Origin of the sequence: Lysinibacillus sp. NPDC056232, assembly GCF_042267565.1 — a bacterium.
Classification (GTDB): Bacteria; Bacillota; Bacilli; order Bacillales_A; family Planococcaceae; genus Lysinibacillus.
Genome location: NZ_JBHJTF010000002.1, coordinates 153457 through 178529, shown reverse-complemented (window position 1 = coordinate 178529; position 25073 = coordinate 153457). Strand labels below are relative to the sequence as shown.

The 25073-nt window shown below is 36.8% G+C and carries 22 protein-coding genes, 3 pseudogenes and 1 riboswitch; of the genes and pseudogenes, 13 read left to right on the top strand and 12 right to left on the bottom strand.

All coding sequences use genetic code 11. The annotated features are described in order from the left end of the window. From ACFCYJ_RS02925 to plsY, 6 genes are all read right to left on the bottom strand, one after another. Positions 1–1399, bottom strand: a 1399-nt coding sequence (locus ACFCYJ_RS02925) for a GerAB/ArcD/ProY family transporter (protein WP_376070440.1), incomplete at its 3' end; no start/stop codon positions are given. 36 nt (positions 1400–1435) lie between these two features. Further along, positions 1436–1669: a hypothetical protein gene (locus ACFCYJ_RS02920; RefSeq protein WP_376070437.1), complete on the bottom strand. Its 234-nt coding sequence runs from the start codon at positions 1667–1669 to the stop codon at positions 1436–1438. Positions 1670–1672: 3 nt separating this feature from the next. Next, on the bottom strand, positions 1673–2872 hold the full coding sequence (locus tag ACFCYJ_RS02915; RefSeq protein ID WP_376070434.1) for a Ger(x)C family spore germination protein: 1200 nt from the start codon (positions 2870–2872) through the stop codon (positions 1673–1675). 14 nt (positions 2873–2886) lie between these two features. Then, positions 2887–4434, bottom strand: a complete 1548-nt coding sequence (locus ACFCYJ_RS02910) for a spore germination protein (protein WP_376070431.1) — start codon at positions 4432–4434, stop codon at positions 2887–2889. A 127-nt stretch (positions 4435–4561) separates the two neighbouring features. Then, positions 4562–4852, bottom strand: coding sequence for a HesB/YadR/YfhF family protein (locus tag ACFCYJ_RS02905; RefSeq protein WP_376070429.1), 291 nt, complete (start codon positions 4850–4852; stop codon positions 4562–4564). Positions 4853–4871: 19 nt separating this feature from the next. Then, the gene (gene plsY / locus ACFCYJ_RS02900) at positions 4872–5474 is read right to left on the bottom strand and encodes a glycerol-3-phosphate 1-O-acyltransferase PlsY (protein ID WP_376070427.1); all 603 of its coding nucleotides are present in this window, start codon (positions 5472–5474) and stop codon (positions 4872–4874) included. A 694-nt stretch (positions 5475–6168) separates the two neighbouring features. Here plsY and parE point away from each other — a divergent pair. The 10 genes and pseudogenes from parE to ACFCYJ_RS02850 all read left to right on the top strand — a co-directional run. Next, a complete protein-coding gene (gene parE, locus ACFCYJ_RS02895) occupies positions 6169–8145 on the top strand; it encodes a DNA topoisomerase IV subunit B (protein ID WP_376070424.1) in 1977 nt (658 codons plus the stop codon). Further along, a complete protein-coding gene (gene parC / locus ACFCYJ_RS02890) occupies positions 8142–10574 on the top strand; it encodes a DNA topoisomerase IV subunit A (RefSeq protein ID WP_376070421.1) in 2433 nt (810 codons plus the stop codon). The genes parE and parC overlap by 4 nt, the downstream gene beginning before the upstream one ends. Before the next feature lie 171 nt (positions 10575–10745). Beyond that, positions 10746–10856, top strand: a riboswitch (TPP riboswitch). 174 nt (positions 10857–11030) lie between these two features. Continuing rightward, positions 11031–12026 (top strand): ABC transporter substrate-binding protein, encoded by a 996-nt coding sequence (locus tag ACFCYJ_RS02885; RefSeq protein ID WP_376070418.1) that lies wholly within the window; start codon positions 11031–11033, stop codon positions 12024–12026. Between the two features lies 1 nt (position 12027). Beyond that, positions 12028–12318 carry a thiamine-binding protein gene (locus ACFCYJ_RS02880; RefSeq protein ID WP_376070416.1) on the top strand — a complete coding sequence of 97 codons (291 nt, stop codon included), beginning with the start codon at positions 12028–12030 and terminating at the stop codon, positions 12316–12318. After that, positions 12318–13088, top strand: coding sequence for an ABC transporter permease (locus ACFCYJ_RS02875; RefSeq protein WP_376070624.1), 771 nt, complete (start codon positions 12318–12320; stop codon positions 13086–13088). The genes ACFCYJ_RS02880 and ACFCYJ_RS02875 overlap by 1 nt, the downstream gene beginning before the upstream one ends. Then, positions 13066–13815: an ABC transporter ATP-binding protein gene (locus ACFCYJ_RS02870; protein ID WP_376070414.1), complete on the top strand. Its 750-nt coding sequence runs from the start codon at positions 13066–13068 to the stop codon at positions 13813–13815. Before ACFCYJ_RS02875 ends, ACFCYJ_RS02870 begins: the two co-directional genes overlap by 23 nt. Further along, positions 13805–14554 carry a TatD family hydrolase gene (locus ACFCYJ_RS02865; RefSeq protein ID WP_376070621.1) on the top strand — a complete coding sequence of 250 codons (750 nt, stop codon included), beginning with the start codon at positions 13805–13807 and terminating at the stop codon, positions 14552–14554. The genes ACFCYJ_RS02870 and ACFCYJ_RS02865 overlap by 11 nt, the downstream gene beginning before the upstream one ends. Before the next feature lie 128 nt (positions 14555–14682). Further along, positions 14683–15255: a TetR/AcrR family transcriptional regulator gene (locus ACFCYJ_RS02860; protein WP_376070412.1), complete on the top strand. Its 573-nt coding sequence runs from the start codon at positions 14683–14685 to the stop codon at positions 15253–15255. 23 nt (positions 15256–15278) lie between these two features. Then, positions 15279–15425: pseudogene (locus ACFCYJ_RS02855) on the top strand (DUF5360 family protein); the annotation flags it as partial. 133 nt (positions 15426–15558) lie between these two features. Further along, positions 15559–15816: pseudogene (locus tag ACFCYJ_RS02850) on the top strand (DUF5360 family protein); the annotation flags it as partial. Here the strand turns inward: ACFCYJ_RS02850 and ACFCYJ_RS02845 are convergent. From ACFCYJ_RS02845 to ACFCYJ_RS02825, 5 genes are all read right to left on the bottom strand, one after another. Then, on the bottom strand, positions 15813–15995 hold the full coding sequence (locus ACFCYJ_RS02845) for a hypothetical protein (RefSeq protein ID WP_376070406.1): 183 nt from the start codon (positions 15993–15995) through the stop codon (positions 15813–15815). The pseudogene ACFCYJ_RS02850 and the gene ACFCYJ_RS02845 overlap by 4 nt on opposite strands. 99 nt (positions 15996–16094) lie before the next feature. Next, positions 16095–17639, bottom strand: coding sequence for a solute symporter family protein (locus tag ACFCYJ_RS02840; RefSeq protein ID WP_376070618.1), 1545 nt, complete (start codon positions 17637–17639; stop codon positions 16095–16097). An 8-nt stretch (positions 17640–17647) separates the two neighbouring features. Continuing rightward, on the bottom strand, positions 17648–17986 hold the full coding sequence (locus tag ACFCYJ_RS02835) for a DUF485 domain-containing protein (protein WP_376070404.1): 339 nt from the start codon (positions 17984–17986) through the stop codon (positions 17648–17650). 490 nt (positions 17987–18476) lie between these two features. Beyond that, positions 18477–20030, bottom strand: coding sequence for a solute symporter family protein (locus ACFCYJ_RS02830; RefSeq protein WP_376070401.1), 1554 nt, complete (start codon positions 20028–20030; stop codon positions 18477–18479). Beyond that, positions 20031–20366, bottom strand: coding sequence for a DUF485 domain-containing protein (locus ACFCYJ_RS02825; protein WP_376070399.1), 336 nt, complete (start codon positions 20364–20366; stop codon positions 20031–20033). It abuts the gene before it with no gap. A 589-nt stretch (positions 20367–20955) separates the two neighbouring features. On the opposite strand from ACFCYJ_RS02825, the gene ACFCYJ_RS02820 reads away from it, so the two are divergent. Next, positions 20956–21543 (top strand): SCO family protein, encoded by a 588-nt coding sequence (locus ACFCYJ_RS02820; RefSeq protein ID WP_376070396.1) that lies wholly within the window; start codon positions 20956–20958, stop codon positions 21541–21543. Between the two features lie 93 nt (positions 21544–21636). Here ACFCYJ_RS02820 and ACFCYJ_RS02815 read toward each other — a convergent pair whose 3' ends face one another. After that, on the bottom strand, positions 21637–22482 hold the full coding sequence (locus ACFCYJ_RS02815) for an MBL fold metallo-hydrolase (protein ID WP_376070393.1): 846 nt from the start codon (positions 22480–22482) through the stop codon (positions 21637–21639). 788 nt (positions 22483–23270) lie between these two features. Here ACFCYJ_RS02815 and ACFCYJ_RS02810 point away from each other — a divergent pair. Both ACFCYJ_RS02810 and ACFCYJ_RS02805 read left to right on the top strand, forming a co-directional pair. After that, positions 23271–23706: pseudogene (locus ACFCYJ_RS02810) on the top strand (ABC transporter ATP-binding protein); the annotation flags it as partial. Between the two features lie 295 nt (positions 23707–24001). Further along, complete coding sequence (locus tag ACFCYJ_RS02805) at positions 24002–24694, top strand: stalk domain-containing protein (protein WP_376070391.1); 693 nt, start codon at positions 24002–24004, stop codon at positions 24692–24694. Positions 24695–25073 lie beyond the last annotated feature (379 nt).

The following is a 25073-nucleotide window of genomic DNA, read 5'->3' as shown; positions in this document are numbered from 1 at the left end:
TACAACTATCACTCTGAGAATCGTTGCCACCATTGCTGCTATTATGTTGACCCTGAGAAGAATTTTGGCCATTGTTACTACTTTCATTTTGAGAAGCATTACCACCATTGTTGCTATTTTGACTCTGAGAAGAATTTTGGCTATTGTTACTACTTTCATTTTGAGAAGCATTACCACCATTACTGCTATTTTGACTCTGAGAAGAATTTTGGCTATTGCTACTACTGTCACTTTGTGTAGCATTTCCGTTATTACTACCATTTTCATTTTGTGTATTACTACTACATTGCGTAGTATTTCCTTGATTACCATTAATTTTACGAATCATCGCGACAAGTAATAAAACTAATGGTAATAAAATCATGAAAACGAAGGAAAATATTGGCCATGTATCTCTATTGTAAATATCTGAATGAATGATATTAGGATGAACAATTTGTGAAATTCCAAGGATAATCATACCGAGTGGAAAAATGAGCGGTCGATGATTTTTAATTTTAAATATTTGTGCGATACCGATAACCGAAGCATAAAAATACATAAAAGTTCTAATATAAATTGAGATTATCCACATGGCGGCCATAATTACTTCAATACGCTGCAAAAAATTACCGATTGAAATTCTTTGAGCTAATGAATAGCTAGGAAATGTCCTAGCAGCTGTATTTTCGGGACCTAGGACAAGGATAGACAGTGCGATGATTGTAATTAAGGCAATCCCTCCAATAATTGTGCCAATGTAAAAACCTTTTTGTGCAGATTTTTGGACGTTAATTGCGGAAGGGAAAATCGTTAATAATACAACAAGCGGGAATGAAAAAAGACTTATAAATCGAATCATACTAAAGAATACTGATTTTTTTGGTGTTTCCATTATTGGCTGTAAATTTTCAATCTGGATGGATGGTGAAATAAAAATTACAAAGAAAATGAAAATTAGAGCAAATATTGGAAACAGTATTTCTGCAGAACGAGCAAAAACTTCAATTCCTAGAAATGCAGCATAAATAATGATAATACTGAACATAAATGCAAAGGCCATCGTGGGTGTTTCTGGCATTATTTCCGTTTTCATGAAAATTCCAATGAAATATAATAATTCACCGGCAGAAAGTAAGGATATAATTATAAAGCAAATGGCAGTAATTTTTCCGAAAAAACGACCTAATATCTTTTCATTAGCCTCTACAAATGTAAGGGCAGGTGTTCTGTTTCCTAAAGCAACGAAAAGCTTTACTATGGGCAAACTTAAAACGACACCAATGATCGCTGCAATCCATGCATCTTGCTTTGCTTCGCTTGTTACACTTGCAGGGATAATTAAAATGGCTGTGCCAATTGAAAAGAGAAGGGTAATGATCATAAATTGTCTTGAACTAATTATTTCTTTTTCCATCATGAACGATACCCCTTTTCTTAACATAAAGTTGCCTAATTATTTTGTCAGGGAGACGATTAAATCTTTAATTGGTGAAAAAATAAAGGTAATTAAGTCTAGTGGGCTCGGAATTTTGAGCCTTAATGAGACCGCAATATTTAATGCAGCACCGAGCAATAAAAAAATCGAAAAAATAACGATTGTTTTCGTTTCTTTATTTTTTTTTAATGTTGGAATGAAGGCAAAGGCAATACTAGCAGAAATGATTAGAATGAATATCGTCATAATCATGGCTTATTCTCCCTTCGTCTTATTCACTAATGAGTTTTCCATCGTCCCTAATCCTTGTGTGTTCACATGTACTTCAACTTTAACTGGTAGCTCTTGAAATATAGTTAGCCAGTCTTTTTTTATTTTTTTCCACTCTTTAGGATTTGTGCGATGAAGTGCTGCACCAAATCCAAAAATATCGACCCGATAATTTTGCTGAACTGTACTGATTGTTTTTTCGATTCGTTTTTTAATAAGTTCTTCCGTTTTTTTATTGATGTTTAGAATTGATTTTTCTTTAGTAAGATCTATATTACATTCAACTTCTCCGACATTTTGGCTAACATCTATAGAAACATTGATTTTGGGAGCTCCTTTTTCAAATTTACCTTTTATTTTCGTCTTTGAGTGCGTAATTTCAGTTGATAACGTACCTCCCTTAGGGCAAGCAAGAATTTCAATTGTACTTTCTATTTTGTCCCTTAAAAAACCGAGGCTTCTACTCTCATCTTCCGTTAAAAGTCCAATGAGTTTATCTTCTTTAAATACAGCTAAGCCCGTATACCTCAATAGCACAGGAGATTTCGATCTTTTAACATTCGTCTGTTCCATTCCAACATTTTTATCCCCCTGAATTTCAATGGCAGACATGACTACACTTTTTTCTTTGTTATTTAAAGTATTGATTAATTCATCAATTTTAATGGATTGAGTTGTACCCCAAGTTTTCTCTGATGTTTTAAGAGATTTTAGCATTTTATTAGCTGGTACTTTTTCGATAGGTGTTAATACATTTAAAACTTCATCGGCAGTCGCGTCATGAGCAACGATGACATCAAAATCATTTCTAAATTCATGATCTCTTGAAATCAAATCTAATGGCTCGCTAATTCCTTCTTTTGCTAATTCATCACCGAGCACAACTATTTGTAGATGAGAAAAATAAAGTTTTCTAGCAGTTACTGTTGTCATTTTTCTAATAGCCTCAAAGACCGTTGTACCTTTTGATTGGTAGGTAATAACAGGTGATCGTCCTGAAGTAGGTTGTTTGGAGGAGATTTCACCAGTATCTACAACTTGAACAGTTATTTCAAATTCATTATCTACTTTATCTATTCCTAATGCTGCGACAATCGCTAATTCATTAAGTTCATGCTTACTCCAGCAACCACTTAAAAGTAAAGTAAGAATCATTAATAAACATATTGCCTTACATTTTGCCATGGTGCATTCCTCGTTTACACATTCGATTGATTCCTTTTTTTCGTATTAAAATATTTATGACCTCTGACAGAGTTTTTTTGACTAATTAAGCGTGGTCGAGTCAATAAAGCTCTACGCGGGAACAACACTAGTGCATCTTTTTGATCCTGTATAATTAATGGACCGAATGGACTTAAATATGGAACACCGAAAGTTCGTATGCTGCATAAGTGTAGGAGGATGATCATCAGGCCAAACATCACACCAAACAATCCGACGATTGCTGCTACAATCATTAATGGGAAACGAAGCGCACGAACGGTATTGGATAAGCCATAAGCAGGGAACAAAAAGCTACAAATGGCTGTTAGTGCCACTATAATGACCATTACGGCTGATACAACTCCTGCTTCTACAGCAGCTTGACCGATCACTAATGTTCCAACAATGGATACGGCTGGTCCAATGGTTCTTGGCATTCGAAGACCTGCTTCTCGTAACACCTCAAAGGCAATCTCCATAATGAGCGCCTCTACAACGGCAGGGAAGGGGACTCCTTCTCGTTGAGATGCAATACTTATTAGCATAGGAGTTGGTAGCATTTCTTGATGGAAGGTGGTGATCGCTACGTAAAGCGATGGCGCTATCAAGGCTAGGCCAATTCCAAAAAATCTCAATAAACGTACAAGAGAACTAATCATCCAATGCTGATAATAATCTTCAGCAGACTGTAAAAAGGATGTAAATAGGGCCGGTACAATTAAGACAAACGGTGAACCATCCACTAAAATAGCAATTTTACCATCTAATAGTTCACCAGCAATAACGTCAGGTCGTTCAGAATTATAAACTGTAGGGAATATAGTGGATTTAGAGTCTTGAATAAAATCTTCGATGTAGCCGCCTTCCAAAATACCATCAATATTAATACGATCTAATCGGGCAAGAACCTCTGCTACTATTTTGTCATTCGCAATGCCATTTATATACATAACGGCAACTTCCGTTTTTGTTACTTCACCGATAATACGGGACTTGATCCAAAGATTCGGACTTTTAATTTTTCGACGGATAAGGGCCGTGTTAGTTCGTAACGTTTCCGTAAAGGATTCCCTTGGACCTCTAATGACCGATTCTGTCGATGGCTCCATAATGGCTCTATCTTTTGCACCTTTTGTACTTGTTACGATACCCGTTGAAGATTCATCTAATAAGATGACCGTATCACCATTTAAAATAGAGTTGTACAGTGCTGAAAAATGGAAAATATCATTCACATCGCCGACTGTTAAACAAGAATCTTTTAAATATCGAATAATCTTTTCTATTTCTGAATCTTGATTATCTTCGATAGCAAGCATTAATTTATCAATCACAGCATTAGAAATGCTTATTTTATCGGATAAGCCATCTACATAGATGATCGCCATCGTATATTGTTCTGCTTTTCCAATGATCACTTCTCGTATGACAAGGTCATTACTATTCCCGAGTGTGTTTTTAATCATCTTCAAATTTTGAGAAAGAGAACTATACAGTTGGTCATTGTTTTGGGAGGTATCGGCAATTTTAGAAATAGACATGTTTTTTCCTCCTCAAGTTTTTACATAAATATAGAATGTGCAACTTTGAGAGAAGATAAACCAAAATTAGAAGTGAACTCATATAAAAAAGCAGTGTTCCCTTCGTCTAACGAAAGGAAACACTGCTTTATTTTTTATACTCATATTTTAATTCGTCATTTGTAGCATCCACATCTACATATAAATCGTGATCATTGAAAAACCATAAATCTTTTTCATCTATATAGTAGATAACATCGTCAATCACTGTCTTTACACCAATTTCGATTGGTTCTTCACGTGTCATACCAAGAGAAAAGCCTTCATGAAAAGGACTGGAACCACCATATCTAGCATAAAAACGAATAGTATCTCCGGATTCTACTTCCATCTCTTGTTTGAACCATTGTAGTGCTTCATCTGTTAGTACGATATTCATTAGAATGTTCCTCTCCTCGTTACAGCCATTTCACCTTTGGCTCGGTACCATTTTTAATGCGGGCAATATTTGCTCGGTGACGGTACATGATAAAAGTAAATAAACATGCTACTAAAATACCTAACGCAAAATCGCCTGTAACAAAATAATATACGATTGAATAAATAAGTGCTACTAAAGCGGCAATCATCGAAGTTAAACTTACAATTTTCGTTATTTTTAATGTTACAATAAAAGCAATAAATAATAAGACAAATAGAGGCCATGAATATCCTAAGAGAACGCCTGCTGATGTTGCCACCGCTTTCCCTCCGCGGAAACCTGCAAAGATAGGGAACATATGACCAATAACGGCTACTAGTCCAAGAATTAGCGAGTGAATGGAGACTTCAGAGAATACAGGAAGAGCTACAAGTAATACGGCCGCTGTACCTTTTAAGACATCCATAATCGTTACGACGATTCCTGCTTTTTTTCCTAAAATACGAAATGTATTTGTCGCACCTAAATTACCGCTTCCATGTTCACGAATATCCGTTTTATAAAAAATTTTGCCTACCCATAATCCAGAAGGTATAGAGCCGATTAGATAAGCACATAAAATAATAAGTCCATTTAGCATAGCTGGACTCCTTTCATCCATAGATTATTACTTGGTACTAATAATATGTAATAAATATTCTACACTTTTTCTCTACAATCTACAATGTCATGAAGGAGATTTCTTCGTGTATCTTGAATTCATTATAAAAGATAACTATTTTTCAAGGATTTTTATATGTAGTTTAATATATGTTAGGCTTTTTGACATGATTCATGTTGGTTGCATGAAAGCCCTTTCTAAAAATATAGGTATAAAGGCAATTTTGTCAATCATCCATTCCTTTGGTAGAATAGAAGTCTATCTTTAATTTCTAGAGTAAGTTAGTATGAATTTTCTAATAGACAGAAGGAACCTATTAAGTACTGAATTGTATATTTTTCAGGGGATATTCAAATGCTTCTGTATGGAAGACCAAAACCTATAGCGATCGGTATCGTTTTGAAATGAGAGTAATGACCAGAAGATAGCCCTATGTTGTTTTATTTATGCAACTAATGTTTACGATCCTGCGTCAAGGGAATAGGATAGTTAGTAATACATATTAAAGCAACTATTGCAACTTTTTCTTTCGGTAAAAAGCTCAAAACGACAAAGCTGTGAGGAAATTTTAAAAATTTATTAGGTCTGTCACTAGCTATTGACAGGAAATGCTATTATTATTAGGAAGAGAACATAAATAGAACATGCGTTTTGTTTTTTGGAGGGGAATTTTTTGGCGAATAAACAGTCACCAAGCGTCTATAATGATGACGCCATTCAAGTATTAGAAGGATTAGAAGCGGTACGAAAACGACCCGGCATGTATATCGGTTCTACAGATGGCCGTGGACTTCATCACCTAGTATATGAAATCGTAGATAATGCGGTGGATGAAGCACTGGCTGGCTTTGGTTCTCATATCATTGTCCATATTCATAAAGATCAAAGTATCAGCGTTCGAGACTTCGGCCGTGGAATGCCAACAGGTATGCATAAGATGGGGAAACCCACTCCCGAAATTATCTTTACTGTCTTACATGCTGGTGGTAAATTCGGGCAAGGTGGCTATAAAACAAGCGGTGGCTTACATGGTGTAGGTTCTTCTGTTGTTAATGCTTTATCCACTTTTTTAGAAGTAACGATTCATCGTGACGGTAAAAAGTATCGTCAACGCTTTGAAAACGGTGGCCATCCTGTAACAACATTAGAAGAAATAGGACAAACAAAACAAACAGGAACACTTGTTCATTTTCTACCGGATGACACGATTTTCTCTGTAACAAAATACAATTATGATACGCTTGCAGAACGTTTACGAGAGTCAGCATTTTTATTAAAAGGCTTAAAAATTGAGTTAATCGATGAACGCGAGGAAGGCAAAGGTGATGTTTTCTTTTATGAGAACGGCATTGAAGCTTTCGTTGCTTATTTGAATGAGGAAAAGGATGTTCTTCATCCCGTTAAGTATGTGGAAGGGATTCAAGACGATATTGAAGTAGAATTCGCCTTCCAATTCAATGATGGCTACTCTGAAACAATCCTTTCATTTGTTAACAATGTACGTACACGGGACGGTGGAACACATGAAACAGGTGCCAAGTCAGCGTTAACGCGTGTTTTCAATGAATATGCACGAAAAATTGGTCTGTTAAAAGATAAAGATAAAAATCTTGAAGGGACAGACATTCGAGAGGGCTTAGCAGCGATTATTTCTGTTCGTATACCAGAGCATTTATTGCAATTCGAAGGTCAAACGAAGGGGAAACTCGGGACAAGTGAGGCACGCTCGGCAGTAGATAGTGTTGTTTCGGAGCAAATTTTATATGTGCTTGAGGAAAACGCTGAATTGTCTGCCTCTCTTGTGCGTAAAGCTATTCGTGCGCAGCAAGTACGTGAAGCGGCTCGTAAAGCACGTGAAGATGCACGAAACGGCAAGAAAAGCAAAAAAGGCAGTACGATTCTTTCCGGAAAATTAACACCTGCACAATCTCGAAATGCGGCGAAAAACGAGCTGTATCTAGTCGAAGGTGACTCTGCTGGAGGATCTGCAAAACAAGGACGAGATCGTACGTTCCAAGCGATTTTACCATTGCGTGGTAAAGTTATTAATACAGAAAAAGCAAAGCTTCAGGATATTATGAAAAACGAGGAAATTTCAACGATTATCCATGCCATTGGTGCTGGCGTCGGAACAGATTTCTCTGTCGAGGATTCATCGTATGACAAAGTCGTGATTATGACCGATGCTGATACGGACGGAGCGCATATTCAAGTGCTGCTATTAACGTTCTTCTATCGCTATATGCGACCATTGATTGAAGCTGGAAAGGTATTTATCGCATTACCACCACTTTATAAAGTATCACGGGGTACTGGTAAAAAAGAAGTGATTGAATATGCTTGGACCGAAAAAGATTTACAAATGGCCATTAAAAAAGTTGGCAAGGGTTACATATTACAGCGCTATAAAGGTCTTGGGGAGATGAATGCCGACCAGCTGTGGGATACGACAATGAACCCTGAAACGCGTACATTAATTCGTGTAACGATTGAGGATGGTGCACGTGCTGAGAGACGTGTGACAACATTAATGGGCGATAAGGTAGAGCCGCGCCGTAAATGGATCGAAGCTAATGTAGACTTCGGTATGGAGGATGATTCAAATATTTTAGAAAATGAATTCATCCAACAAGAGGAGGACCAAGCATGAGTAGTACGGAAAAATTCCAAGATTTACCCTTAGAAGAAGTGATGGGTGACCGCTTTGGTCGCTATAGTAAATATATTATACAAGACCGCGCGTTGCCTGATGCACGTGACGGTCTTAAGCCTGTGCAACGACGTATTTTATATGCGATGTTTACAGAGGGCAATACGAACGAAAAACCATTCCGTAAATCAGCCAAAACTGTCGGTAATGTTATCGGTAATTATCACCCACATGGTGACAGCTCCGTATATGAAGCGATGGTGCGCATGAGTCAGGATTGGAAGGCGCGCCATATGCTTATTGAAATGCATGGGAATAACGGCTCTGTTGATGGTGACCCACCGGCAGCGATGCGTTATACAGAGGCAAGACTTTCTGCAATTGCAGCGGAAATGCTCCGTGATATTGGCAAGAAAACCGTTGAATTTGTACCGAACTTTGATGATCAGGATATGGAGCCGACTGTTTTACCAGCTCGTTTCCCGAACTTACTAGTCAATGGCTCAACAGGTATTTCGGCCGGTTATGCCACAGACATTCCTCCTCACGCACTTGATGAGGTGCTAGACGGTGTTCTCATGCGCTTAGATAAGCCGAACTCTACTGTTGATGAATTAATGACTGTTATTAAAGGGCCTGATTTCCCAACAGGTGGGATCATTCAAGGTGTCGATGGTATTAAAAAGGCGTATGAGACTGGTCGCGGTAAAATTATCGTCCGCGCTCAAGCAGCCGTGGAGCCAATTAAAGGTGGCAAAGAGCAAATCGTTATTACGGAATTACCGTATGATGTCAATAAAGCAAATCTTGTGAAGAAAATCGATGAGCAACGCGTAGATAAACGACTTGAAGGAATTGCAGAAATTCGCGATGAATCGGATCGTACCGGCCTACGTGTTGTCATTGAACTGAAAAAAGATGTTCCAGGACAAGGGATTTTACAATACTTGTTCAAAACAACTGATTTACAAGTAGCCTATAATTTTAATATGATCGCTATCCATAATCGTCGTCCGACAATGATGACATTGCCATTGTTACTGGATTCTTATATTGTCCATCAAAAGGAAGTTGTGACGAACCGCTCCATTTATGATTTACAAAGAGCTAAAGATCGTTCGCATATCGTTGATGGCTTGATAAAGGCGCTTTCTATTTTAGATGAAGTTATTGCAACGATTCGTTCGTCTAATGATAAACGAGATGCGAAAACGAATTTACAGGTGAAATTTGACTTTACAGAAGTACAATCAGAGGCAATCGTTAGCTTGCAATTATACCGATTAACGAATACAGATATTACAGAGCTTCGCCATGAACAGGATGAACTAAATAAACTGATCGCCAAGCTTGAAGGTATTCTTAATAGTGAAGCAAAGCTTGTACGTGTTATTAAACAGGAACTACTTGACATTAAAAAGCGCTTTGCAGAGCCACGTCGTTCAAAAATCGAACAAGAAATTGAAGAAATCAAAATTACGTTAGATGTCCTTGTCCCAAGTGAAGAGGTCGTAGTGACTGTCACAAAGGATGGCTATATTAAGCGTACATCTACACGTTCACATGCAGCTTCGAATGGTCAGGATTTTGCGATGAAGGATTCCGATTATTTGTTATATGAAGAAAATTTAAATACGCAGCATCATCTATTGCTATTCACAAACCGAGGCAATTATATTTATCAGCCTGTCCATGAGCTACCAGATATTCGTTGGAAGGATCTTGGTCAGCATATTTCAAGTATTGTGCCGACCGGAGAAGATGAATCTATTATTGCTGTATACGGTTTTGAGACATTCGAACAGGCTAATACGTATATTTTAACGGCTACGAAAGATGGACAAATTAAACGCTCATCTGTAGCAGATTATGCTGTAACACGCTATTCGAAACCGATAAAAACGATGAATGTCAAGTCGGGAGATGAAATGATTTTTGCAGGTATCGTGACGGACGAGGTAGAACTAATGTTAACGACAGATACTGCCTATGCTATTCGTTTCCCAATGGAGGAATTACCAGTAACGGGTGTGAAAACGGGCGGCGTCAAAGGGATTACGCTGAAAGACGGAGAAGCATTAGTCGGTATCAATGTTTTACCGCCAAATGACACGGCCTATGTGGCGATTGTCACGCAGCGCGGTGCGGTGAAGAAAATGAATGTAGCCGAGGTAGAGCTGGCTAGTCGTGCAAAACGCGGCTTAAAAGTATTAACAGAGTTAAAAGCGAACCCACATCGTATCGTGGCTGTAGTTAAGGTAACTGGTGGGGAACAGCTAACGATCGAGACGGAAAAAGGCGTGCAAGAGATTCTTGACGTACAAGCATTAACGCGAGCAGATCGACACTCCAACGGCTCCTTTAAAGTAGATATAGCTGCTGACGGTGCCATTTCACATGTGTTCACGGTCAAAAAAGAAGAAAAGTAAAATTAGTTTTCTAGCCCAGCTCCTTTTGAGAGCTGGGCTTTTTTAGTAAATTGAAACCAATCAGCTTTGTGCTTTGGTGTGGCTGTTTAATAATAATTCAGCGCTATCGGTAAACAGCCACTTGTCATTTCGTGATAGATATGGGTATAATAATCACGAAAAGTTCATATGGAAAGAATGTAGGGGGGCTGGTAGTTGCCAGCTGAGATTGTGTCCGATAGACGCTGACCCTTTGAACCTGATTTGGCTCGTACCAGCGTAGGGAACATCTATTCAAAAAAAGAAAGTTTTTGATACTGATTGTAAAACGTCTGGGAGGAATCCTGGGCGTTTTTTTATGTTTTCAGACTTTTGTTGCATGCACATACCTTACGTGTAAACAGACCGTGAACGGTTTCTGCTGGTAAAGACATTCATTCATGAACACTTTCACACTACTTACTTGGAGGATTCAACATGAAAAAATGGTTATTGATCCTGATGGCTGCACTTTTAACATTAGTGGGTTGTAGCGAAAAAGAGGCTAAAAAGGATGCTAAAGGGTTAACGAAAGTATCAGTCGTTCTTGATTGGACACCGAATACAAATCATACCGGTTTATATGTAGCGGAAAAGCTTGGCTACTTTAAGGATCAGGGCTTAGATGTTGATATTTTATTACCTGGCGAAACCGGTGCAGATCAGCTTGTGGCATCTGGGAAGGCTCAGTTTGGCGTAAGTTATCAGGAAGGAATTACACAGGCTCGTGTGCAGGATGTACCTTTAGTATCGATTGCAGCGATTATTCAACATAATACTTCTGGCTTCGCATCTATTGCATCGAAAGGCATTTCGTCACCAAAGGATTTTGAAGGTAAAACATACGGTGGCTGGGGTGCACCACTTGAAAAGGCTGTACTACAATCACTTATGCAAACAAAAAATGCGGATATTAATAAGTTAGATATCGTCAATGCTGGTGATTTAGATTTCTTCACAATGATGAAAAAAGATATTGATTTTGCGTGGATTTATTATGCATGGACAGGTATTGAAGCAGAACTTCGTGGCGAAAAGCTAAACATGCTTTATTTAACAGATTATAGCGAGCAGTTAGATTATTACACACCTGTACTTGCTACAAATGAAAAAATGATTAAGGATGATCCTGAGACGGTCAAAGCATTTGTCGCTGCTGCAGCAAAGGGCTATGAATATGCGATAAATCATCCAAATGAAGCAGCTGATATTTTACTAGAAGCGGTACCTGATTTAGATAAGAACCTTGTGCATAAAAGTCAGGAATGGCTAGCAGATAAGTATCAAGACGACGCTGCACAATGGGGCGAGCAAAAGCTAGCTGTCTGGGAAAATTACGCGAAATGGATGGCCGACAACAAAGTTTTAGAGGGCGAATTTAACGCAGAACAAGCATTTACAAACGACTTTTTACCGAAAAAGGAGACAAAGTAATATGGCAAACTCATTAATAAGTGTACAAATTATACCGAAAACTGAAAAATATGAGGATGTGATCCCATATGTCGATGCAGCGATTGCGGTTATCGACGCTTCAGGAGTTAAATATGAAGTTCACCCACTAGAAACGACAATGGAGGGTGAACTATCGATTTTGCTACAAATCATTGAAAAAATGAATGACAAGATGATTGAGCTGGGCGCGATCAATGTCATCACGCAAGTGAAAATTTTATATCAGCCATCTGGTATTACAATGGGTACATTGACGGAGAAATACCAGTGATGAAGCAAGCTTTCAAACAAGGAAGGACGATAATTTTTATCGCCTTCCTCTTATTCATATGGGAACTAATTGTCCGTTTTGCTGATACTCCACATTGGCTTTTGCCTGCACCGAGTGCCATTTTGAAAGAAGGTTTTCAATCGTATGAGACGTTTGTGCCACATGCTTTAGCGACTGTTCAATTAGCACTTCTAGGTCTTGCCATCGGGATATCATTTGGGCTAACGGTTGCTGTGCTATTACATCGTTTTACGTTTGTCAGGGAGCTATTTTATCCTATTCTCATTATGTCGCAGAATGTCCCAATACTTGTCCTAGCACCGTTATTAATCATTTGGTTTGGCTTCGGTTTATTGCCAAAGCTCATTATTATTTGTCTTGTGTGCTTTTTCCCTATTGTTATTTCGGCAATGGATGGCTTTCGTCAAACTTCGCCTGAGCTGAAGCATTATTTTGAGATGATTGGTGCAACGAAAGCACAAACCTTTTGGAAGCTTGAATGGCCTTATGCGTATCCAGCGATTTTTTCAGGCATAAAGATTGCGGCAACCTATAGCGTCATGGGGGCTGTCATTGCGGAATGGCTAGGTGCGAAAATGGGGATTGGTGTTTATATGACATTAGCACAATCTTCATTTCGAACGGATCGAGTATTTGTAGCGATTTTTGCCATCGTATGTTTAAGTTTACTATTATTTAGTGCTATTCGACTTTTAGAAAAATTTGTTGTGAAGGGGAGAAGACAGCATGCTAAGCATTCAAAACATTGATAAATCCTTTGATGCTCTTCCTGTCATCCGTAATTTATCTTTTGAGGTGAAGGACGGGGAATTTGTGGCGATTATTGGTCCGTCAGGCAGTGGAAAAAGTACACTCTTTCAATTAATTGGCGGTGTTTCTTCTATTGATAAGGGTGCCATTTTATTAAACGATACAGATATCCAGCAAAAAAGAGGGACGATTGGCTATATGCCTCAGCAGCCGTGTTTATTACCATGGCGTACGATAGTAGAAAATGTCACGATGGTCGAGGAGCTTCATGGAAAACCAAACGTGAACTTGGCCAAGGAATGGTTAGACAAAGTAGGGCTTGCAGCGTTTGAAAATGCGTATCCCAATGAGCTGTCAGGGGGTATGCAACAGCGTGTATCTTTTATTCGTGCCATTGTTAGTGATAAGCCCATCTTATGCTTAGATGAGCCGTTTTCTGCACTTGATGAGTTTACAAGGCTTGAAATGCAGGCGTGGCTTTTATCGATATGGGAGGAATATCGAAAGTCAATATTATTCGTTACACATAGTATCGAGGAAGCTCTGTTTTTAGCTGATCGTATCATTGTACTCACGAAACGACCAGCGACAATGAAAAAGGAAATAATCGTACCTTTTGCAAGGCCACGCCAAGAAGAAATTCGTCATTCCGCTTCGTTTACGGCTTTAAAGCAACAGTTATTCACGTATTTAAAAGAAGAAAAGGATGAAGAGAATGTTGATTGATGCACATATTCATTTAGATCAGTATGAGGAAAATGACGTACCTACTTTGCTAGAGGAGGCTGAACATGTTATTGCCGTTAGCATGAATCTTCCATCGTGTGAAAAGACTTTGAAACTGTCGAAAGCCTATGCAAAGGTAAAGGCAGCGTTTGGTTTTCATCCTGAACAACCGTTACCAAGTGATGTGGAGGAAGACGTTTTATTCGATTGGATACGCCAACACACTCATGAAATGGTGGCAATTGGCGAGGTAGGCTTGCCTTATTATTTGAGGCAGGAGAAGGCGATTGATGATCGTCCGTATGTGGCATTGTTAGAACGGTTTATAGTATTGGCAAAGGAGTTAAATAAACCGATAGTGTTACATGCTGTTTATGAGGATGCGGCGATTGTTTGTGATTTGCTAGAAAAACATCATGTAAAAAAAGCGCATTTTCATTGGTTTAAAGGCGATGAGGAAGTAGTTGAACGGATGATTCATAATGGGTATTTCATTTCTGTGACGCCTGATTGTACGTATGAGGCTGAAATTCAACAGCTTATTAAAAAATATCCAATCGAACTGATAATGGTAGAAACAGATGGTCCATGGCCGTTCGAAGGTCCTTTTGACAATAAACGAACATCGCCTTGGATGATGAATCATTCCATAGAGGTTATTGCTTCGATAAAAGGGCTTACAACACAGGAAGCGGTGCACACCATTACAAGAAATACGACAACATTTTATATTTTATAACAAAAAATACAGCTGTTTCTTTTAAAAAGCAGCTGTGTTTTTTTATTTGACAGTATTTTCATTCTGCACTAATGTAAAATATGGAAAATAAAAAACTTTTTTTGTTTTCCTAGAAGTAGGTGAAAGTGTTGAAAGAAAGAATTTTAAAGGTATCCATAAGTGAAGCTGAACGAAAAGGATTCCGGTTTACGATGGGGGATTTAGCAAAGCAACTAGGTATGAGTACTAAAACATTGTATGGATACTATCCCTCAAAGGAAGAACTACTGAATGAAATGATTGATCTAGCAATTGAAGAGCTGAAAATGAAAGAGGAAGAAATTCTGCATGATTCAACGTTAAATCTTGTAGAAAAACTACAAAAAAGTCTTGTACTAATTCCGGCTGATTTTAAGTTTGCTCAGCTCAAATATTTAGAGGAACTTCAACGATATTATCCAAAGCAATGGGAAACTCTTGATGATTTTATTCATGAACAATGGGCAGGTATCTTTTCGTTAATAGATGAAGGAATTGCAACAAATAAAATACGTCCCTTTAATAAAGAGATCTTTATAGAAGTCTATATTGGCGGGCTTTATCGATTGATGGAACATGCATCCCAAAACAGAAATATGATTTCACTTCAGGATACAATGCAGGAAATGGTGGACATCCTTATGCTTGGTATTCTAAATGGTAACGTTAACGAAGAAAACTAAATGGGGGCAGTAAAGCTTTAAGAATGCTATTTTTAGGTACAGATTTCTTTTTTATACTCTATTGGCTTGTCACTTTTTTTCATTTGATTCCAGAAGAGTATTTATATCAGGATTATCAAAATGAATTATTAGTTATATGGAATTGGTCGTTTTTCCCGCTAGATATTTTAACTTCTTTCAGCGGGTGTTTGGACACCCGCTGAAAGAAGTTAAAGCCTCCGGCGGATGTCACGGAATCGGAAAGGAGTTTCTTTGTGCAAGCACAAAGCCGATTCCAGACGCAATTATGCGAGGCATAATTGATTTTCAGTTACTGGTTTTATTAGTCTCTATCTATTTAAAATAAAAAATGAAAAGTGGAGAGCATTTGCCTTACTATCTCTGACACTAACATCTTGTTCTGGATTGCAGGCGATTGCTTTTTGGACAATAAAGCTTGATTTTGATCTTATGTGGTGGATACCTAACCTTTTTCTTTTACTGTATCCGTTGCACTTTATACCAAAACTGATTACTTCTAAACATCAAAATGTCTCATTACAAGCAAAACACAACCACTAATCATCTTCAGCGTGGTTGTGTTTTCTGTGCTTTGTAAAATTTTGTTCAATATTTTCTTTTTTCGTTTTCGTTACACGCTCATGTGTACTGAAAGGGGAAGATTGACGATTTTTTTCAACGTCCTTCCCTTTTGTGCGTTTTATATGCATGCGTTTCTTTTTTGCTTTTGAGTTTGTCATGTTACCTTACCTCCAACTATCATTTGTAAATATCGTACCGAATACGGAAGAAAAAGTAAAACCTCGTAAGTGTTAACTTACGAGGCGATTGTTCTATTATTAGTGTGATACGTCTTGTACAGAAATACCTGTGTTTGCTTTAACATCCACTTCACGATATTTCTTATCATCTGTTTCCTTAGAAAGCATTGTTCCGATGAAGCCTCCTAGGAAGCCAAGTGGAACAGAGATGATAGCTGGGTTCGTTAACATAATTAACGGATCACCAACGAAAATTGCTTTTCCTTCAACTGGATTCCAGATGTTTGGTGAAACTGCAACAAGAGCTAAAGCAGAGATTAAGCCTGTTAACATTGCCGTTATAGCACCAGCTGTATTAAAGCGTTTCCAGTAGATTGTATAGATGATTACAGGTAGGTTAGCTGAACCTGCAATACAGAATGCAAGGGATACTAAGAACGCTACGTTTAATGTTTGTGCACCAAGTGCTAAAAGGATTGAAATAACAGCGATTGTAATGGAACCGATACGAGCTGCAAGTACTTGCTCTTTCTCTGTAATTTTTCCCTTTTTAATAATTTGACCGTAAATATCATGTGATAGGGCAGATGCGCCAGAAAGTACAAGGCCAGCTACTACCGCTAAGATTGTTGCGAAAGCTACCGCACATACGAATGAGAATAAGATGTCCCCACCAAGTGCTTCCGCAAGAAGTGGAGCAGCCATATTACCAGCAGCGTTTGCAGCAATAATATCTTCTTTACCAACAAATTTAGCTGCACCGAAGCCTAAGAAGATTGTAAGAATGTAGAAGATACCTACAATCCAAGTAGCCCAGATAACTGAAGAACGAGCAGTTTTCGCATCTTTTACTGTAAAGAAGCGCATTAGGATATGTGGAAGACCAGCTGTACCTAATACTAAAGCGATTAACATTGAAATAGTATCAATACCATTTGTATATTTAAGACCTGGATTCAAATAAGCTGCACCGCTATCAGTTGCAGTTTCCATTTCTTTGAACATCGTTGCAATGCTAAAGCCGAACTCTTTTAATACTAAGAATGAAATAATAACTGTACCTAACATTAAAAGACAGGCTTTAATAATTTGTACCCAAGATGTTGCAGTCATACCACCGAATAGTACGTAAGTCGTCATCATAAAGCCTACGATTAAAACGGCAACCCAATAGTCGATTCCTAAAAGTAATTGAATAAGTGCTCCTGCACCAACTAGTTGTGCAATCATGTAGAATAAGACAATTGTAATAGTGCTTAAAGCTGCTGTACCACGAACTTTAGAGCTATCAAAACGCGCTGTGATCATGTCAGCTAATGTAAATTTACCAAGATTACGTAATGGCTCAGCGACGATGTATAGAACCACTAAGTAAGCTACTAAATAACCGATAGAGAAGAAGAATCCATCAAATCCAAATAATGCAACTGCTCCAGCGATCCCTAAGAAAGATGCTGCTGATAAGTAGTCACCAGCAATGGCTAGTCCATTTTGCCAGCCTGTTAATCCACCGCCTGCAGTGTAGAAATCACTTGCAGAAGAAGTTCTTTTAGATGCCCACCATGTAATAACTAATGTTAAACCAACAATGGATACGAAGAAGAATATGGCTGTAAAACTCATCCCGTTATTCATCGGCGGCCACCTCCGTTCTCGTATTCTGCGATAATCGCCTTTGCCTCTTTATCAAATCTATTCGCTTTCGCTACATATAAGTGACAAAAGCACCAAGTCATGATGAATAGCCCTGCTGCATATATCCACACCCAAGTAATTTCCCCGATTGCCTTTTGGTGTAGAACTTTCGTGAACGAAGTAAGAATTGGTAGCAACATATATGCTGCTAAGAAGATCGCAGTCATTGACCAAAGAAAAGAATTCTTTCTTCGCACAAGCGCTTTAAACGATTCTTGATTAGCAATCGCGTCATAGTCAATCACAACGCCTTTATTTGCTTGATTGTTCCCCATTAACATTCCCCATTTTGTGTTTATTTTTACTGCTTAAAGACTTGATTTTGCTAGTTTAGTGAATTCACATCTTCATTTTATGAGAGAGTTCACAAAATTGCAATACTTTTCAGAAAAAAATTATAAAAAAATAGTTTTTGGAAAAATAGTCTTAAAAGAGAATATACAAGACAAATGTAAGAAATAAAAGGGTTTTGGAAAATTCTGATAAATAAATGAAGTTAGGTCAATTCTAGATTTCCGAGCGGAAAATATGGTTAAAATTTCAAAAGGGAAATGATTTTTTATAAAAAATAAACACTATTTACTCAGTGAAAATCGTTTTTTTTTGAAAGAGAATAGTATTGTTCGATAAATAAATTGGAAAATTTTTTATAATAAAAAGTTAAAAAACCCGATGAAAAATCGAGTTCTTTAACTTGATATTTTTATTAATATAGATAGGATGATTGATAGATATTTTTTCAATAATTTGGATGGTTAAAAGCGATCAATGAGAGATATCAGAAACGGATACACCAGTGTTTGCTTTAACGCGAATTTCCTTGTAAATACGTTCTGCTTCTTCCTGAGGTACTTTACTAGAAGATAGAACAGAGCCTAAATAACCTGCGATAAAGCCAAGTGGAATCGTAATAACCGCGGGAACTGCTAACGGTACGATAGGATTACCAACAAAAATAGCTGCACCTTCAACAGGACTCCATACATTCGGCCCCATAGCACCTAACACTAAACATGATACTAAACCAGTTACCATCGCAGTTATAGCACCTGTTGAATTGAATTTTTTCCAGTAAATTGTGTAGAGAATAACTGGTAAGTTTGCTGAAGCACCGATACAAAATGCAAAGGATACTAAGAATGATACATTCAAGTTTTGCGCAAATAACGCAAGGATAATGGATACGATGGCAATAGAAATCGAGCCAGTACGAGCTGCTACTACTTGTTGCTTTTCTGTTAATTTACCACCTTTAATGATTTCCCCATAAATATCATGGGAAATGGCAGAAGCTCCTGTTAAAACTAAGCCCGAAACAACGGCTAAAATGGTTGCGAATGCTACTGCACCGATAAATGCCATTAACACATCACCACCTAAGTAATTAGCAAGAAGTGGGGCTGCAGTGTTACCAGCTTTACTTTCAGCAAGAATTTTATCGATCCCTACAAAGTTTAATGCGCCAAAGCCTAAGAAAATAGTTAATGAGAAGAAAATAGCTGTAATCCAAGTTGTCCATGAAATAGAAGAACGAGCGGTTTTAGCATCTTTCACTGTGAAGAAACGCATTAAAATATGTGGTAACCCAGATGTACCTAATACAAGCGCCATCATCATTGAAACAGAATCAATTGTACTTGTATATTTCATCCCTGGTACAAGGAATTTCTCACCATGATCCACAGCGATCGTATCAAACATTTTCATAAGAGAGAAATCGAATTTCATTAATACTAATGTAGCTAATACGCCTGTCCCGAATAATAGAAGGCTAGCTTTAATAATTTGCACCCAAGAAGTAGCTGTCATTCCACCGAATAAAACATAAGTAGTCATCATGACACCTACGATTAAAACCGCAATCCAGTACTCAATACCAAATAATAGTTTAATAAGAGCACCTGCACCTACTAATTGTGCAATCATATAAAGGATGACGATGATAATTGTTCCTGACGCAGCAACGCCACGAATGCGTTTTTCATTAAAACGGGAAGTAAGCATATCTGCTAAAGTATATCGACCTAAGTTACGCATAGGTTCTGCAATTACATAAAGAAGAACTAAGTTAGCTACTACATAGCCTACAGAGAAGAAGAAGCCGTCGAAACCAGTTAATGCAATCGCACCTGACACCCCTAGAAATGCAGCTGCAGATAAATAGTCACCAGCGATCGCGAAGCCATTTTGCCAACCTTTAAGACCACCGCCCGCTGTATAGAAATCAGCCGCAGAAGACGTACGTTTCGCTGCGATATATGTTACTACAAGCGTTAAACCAACGATTGCTAAAAAGAAACCAACGGATACGAAGTTCATTTATTTTCCACCTTTCGCCTGATACTCAGCTAGTACTGCTGCGGCCGCTTTATCGAATGAAGCCGCTTTTTTCACATATACTGTACAAAGTACGATAGTCATAATGAATAATCCAGCTGAATAAACCCAAACACCCGTAATATTTCCGAAGATTTTTTGTTGTAGTACAGGTTGGAAAGCGAGGATTGGTAACAAAATATAAAGTGTTAAAAAGACTGCTGTGATCGAGAAAAGAAAGGTATTTTTCTTTTTTACGAACATGTTGAACGATTCCATAGCTTCAATTGCATTATAATCAATTGATTCTATATTGTTGTGCTCAGAAATGTTTGCCATTATTATTCCCCCTAAAGTGATATATTTCTGTTTTAGACGACATATTTCTTTTCTTTTCGTCGTATATTCATTTATTTTATGGGGAAGATTCTTATAATGCAATACTAAATTTTGAGTTTTTATAATTTTTAATCATTTTCAGATTGCGGAAATAACATAGAAATAATAAGGATTTAGTAGAAATAAACCGTATAGAAGAGAACGGAATTGTCTATAAGAATAATATTCCTATAATAGTTTAATAATAATAATTTTGAATGTGATAGAAGATTTGGGTATGAAAGAGAATTTTTGAGAGGTTTATTATTGTGTCATCCGATGAGGGGGAACCTGAAAAGCAACGAAACTTTGTTATATAACAAATAGTTGATCTCTTGGGAAATAACCGAAATAGTAAAAAACTAGCTTTAAAAAAATATTAAAAAAGTTTGAATTGTCTGGAATATAGACGGTATTCATTATACTAAAATTTTACAACATACATTTAATGGGCATAAAAAAATGAAAGGATAAGCTCATATCTTGTATTAAATAACTATAATTTATACAATAAACAAGGATGGTAAATTGAAGGGAAGTGAGCAATTAAATGAAAAAGAAAAGTGTCATACTCGTTTTGATACTAACATTAAGTACCATACTTACCGCTTGCGGAAGCTATAAATTTGAACCAGAAATGAACATAGAAGTACAGAATTTTTCGGTTACAAACCAAAAAAATAAACCAGTTAGTCTGAATGATTTAAAAGGCAAGCCATGGTTAGCGATGTTCATCTTTACTAATTGTAATTCCATTTGTCCGCCAATGACATATAACATGACAGAGGTGCAAAAGGCACTTCAGGATAAAGGCGTGGAAGATTATCAAATTGTAGCTTTTAGTGTTGATCCTGAAGTGGATAAGCCAGAAGTTTTAACGAATTATTTAAAAACGTATTCAGTGCCCGATGCAAGCAAATGGCAGCTATTAACTGGCTATGATCAAAAGTATATTGAACAGTTTGCAAAGAAATCGTTTAATTCATTAGTAATGAATGATCCGAATTCTGACCAAGTCACACATATGGCAAGTTATTACTTAGTGGATGCTGATGGTGTGGTTGTGAAGGATTATAACGGTACCACAGACGTACCAGTTGAGACGATTGTGGCAGATATGAAGGTCTTAACTAAATAAAAAACAATAACTCAGAGGTTTGAAGGAACTTTTGAGTTATTTTTTAGCCACCTCATTTCAACTAAATGAGGTGGCTACTAATTTATAGAATTACTATGATTGAACTATACGGTCATTAACAAATGCCTGTATGAAAAATAATTCATTATCATTAGGGTCCCTTTTATTTTCTACCTTGAAACACTCAATAGCATTTTCTAGTGAGGTAGATTTTACAACTCGACTTGCTGTTGTTAACTCTTCCCAATAGATATTCATTTCATCAGAATCACATATCGATTCATGACCAAGTAGGAACATTTCAGCATCATATTTTTGAATGTCTTTAATCATAGGCAATAACAATGATTGCTTGAAATGATAAAGAGAATTTGTGGTTGTACAATATGCAGCATCACCTAAAAAAACAACTTTTTCATCAGGAATATAAATAATTGTAGAGTCGTCTGTATGAGTACTTTTGATTCTTTCAATTAGGCAAACTTTATTACCTAAATCAATGGTTAATGCATTTTCAAAGATTACGTCTGGAGAGTTCAATTTAAAACTATCTCTATTTGGTATTTCAGTTTGTATAATCTCCATACACTTAGCACTCATCTGATTAGTATTCACATACTTTTGGAGGGAATTATCATCAAATCTATAATTTTGCCATTCTTTTAATAGTTCGTTTGTTTGACTATTAACGATAACAGTTACATCAAATTCATTCATACCAAGGAAGTGATCCCAATGTGCATGGGTAATGACCAAATATTTGATAGGTGGTACATCGAGTTTCTCAATTTCTAGTAAAAAATCGTTAGCATGTTGAGCTGAATTACCAGAATCTATAATTAGACTAAATTGGTCACCACATACCAATCCTAATGTTGGTCGTTCTCTATCCTCTTGATTGGATAAATAATAAATAGTATCACTTAATTTATTTAACATGTTCTTTCTCCTCTTCTTTAGATATTCATTCTATGAAAGAGAAAATCTACATGTGTATTTTAAAAAATATAAAATAATTTGAGATTTTCTCATTTTTATTTTTTCACCATTGGACTTGCACCTCCTTTTTTGGGGTAAGGAAAAGTATACCATATTTACGATTAAATAAACTGTATTTTGCGAAAAAATAAAATAGTCTTCTTCGAGTAGGATGATTATACGGATTGAAGAAAAGACAAGCGCTTCGTGTGACGTAACTAACCGCAATTGGAGTGGCTTTATGGACGATTTATAGAAAGAACAGTTAGAACACGTAAAATGCTTTTGGGGATAGGTATGGGTGGTGGTGAAATAGCCATCATCATCTCGTGACTCATCAATTTTTATTTTTTATTTAATAATTTTATTATGTCTACTAAAATACCTTGTAATTCGCGGGATTTTGAATGTATATTTTATTCTATCGGCTTTTATATTATTAGAAAGATTTAACTGCTTTCGGTCAATTCTGGACAAAATGATGCCGAGACATAACGACATCAAACGCGATGGAAACATCTTGAAGCCGTGAGGAAGGGAAGGTCCTTCATGTTCAGTACGGGTGAAACTGCTACAGAAAACGGTCGTTTGAAACGCTTTTAAATATCGATTTAAAGCGCAGCTATTTTGCATGATCAATGGCTTCATGATAAAGATTTCGACAAGAATGAAGCGAAAAAAATGTAACTCTAAAATATACGACAACAGTTGTTTATTTTAGAGTTACTTGACGTTGACTAAAACTTTATGAAGGGGAATTTGTCATTATCTTGGGTGCGAGTGAGCGGGTAAAAGTACGATTTTGAATATTCTTGGTGGTGTGGATACGGCTACCTCAGGTCAAGTGTTTGTTGGGAATCAAGAAATAACAAGATTGAATGAAAAAAAGTTAACAGACTATCGTGGTGAGAAAGTTGGTTTTGTCTTTCAATTCTATAATTTAATTCCGAATTTAAACGCTCTTGAAAATGTTGAATTTGCTACTGAAGTATGTAAACACCCTCTGGATGCTAAATAGATTTTACATAAAGTCGGGTTAGCAAATCGTATGAAAAATTTCCCTTCGCAGCTTTCTGGAGGAGAACAACAAAGAGTTGCTATAGCTAGAGCGGTTGCAAAAATTCCTTACTTTTACTTTGTGATGATCCAACCGGTGATCTATCAGGTGAAAGTATGTTAGATATATAAATCACCATTTCTCATCAATCGCATACACCTCAACACTTGCCGCATTATTTGTGCAAAAAACCTTGAGTGTTGTCTAACAAATGCGCTTAATTGTCATGAAAATTCACATTTTAAAAAATCAGAAGAAGGTTTTCTGAGTTTTATCAATAACATACCCAGGTAAAAGTAGAGAGAAGAAATAATTTAATTTTCAATACTATAACTTATAGTCAATATTTGACCAATATCATGGATTATAGTATGTAATTTTTGGTATAATTACATATAACTATATATATGAAGGAGTGATTATATGAAAAAACTACTTATAGTAACAAGTTATTTAGGCTTTTTTATATTAGGAGGTTTAACCTTTACTTACCTCTCAACAACGGAAGCAGCAAGCAATCTGAAAAAGATTAGCGTATTTCAAGATGCAATCAATTACTATGTAGATAAGGTTGAAAAAAAACCACAAGAGGGTCAATCTGGCTTTATTTATGAAGGTACTACTTATGTTCCAATGCGTTTCATTGCTGAATCTTTAGGGAAAAAAGTGACATGGGATGGAAAATCAAAATCCATATATATAGGTGATGTTCCAAAGTTCGTCTCTTTAAAAGATGTAAAACCTATTGGGAGTGATGAAGACCACTTCTTCCATAACCCAAGCTCTATTGTTATTAGTACTGGTGAAAAGTTTGAACAATCCTATCAACTTGGTGGATATCATGGTGGAGGGGCAGTACAAGATCATACAGTTGAATACTTAGCGAATGGAAATTACAAAGGATTCGAAACGTATTTAGCACCAGTTAAAAAGTTAGCGGCGGGCTCTTTCGGTGTAGGTTATATGAAAATTTACGCAGATAATAAATTGATTTATGATAGTGGATCGATAAAAGGCAAGGTAAAGGTTAATGTTAATTTAGACGGTGCTACAAAAGTGAAGATTGAAATGGAAGGCAGTGGTTTAGGAATATTAGATCCTAAATTTATTCAATAATGTAACAAAGTAAATATAGAAGAATCTGAAACCTAAAAGAATTTTTTAGAAAGCAACTATAAATGGTTGCTTCAGACCAAACAAACGCCATTTTCACTTTTGTGAAAGTGGCGTTTGTCATTTACCTCATAATTAAATTAGAAAAGGTGAATACCACTTATGTTTCTTTTATTTTGAAGAGAACTATATAGATATTATCGAAACTTTAGCACTTCTTTATAGATCGAATCAGTCCGTTAACCTTAGAGGTAGACGGGCTTTTTTATTGTATGTAGATACAAAAATACCGCGCAAAGAGCTGAAAGAGAAAGTACTCATTAAGATAGATAAAGCATAATTTCTTAGTTATTTTAAGTATTAGCTTTTGTCAAAAACATGT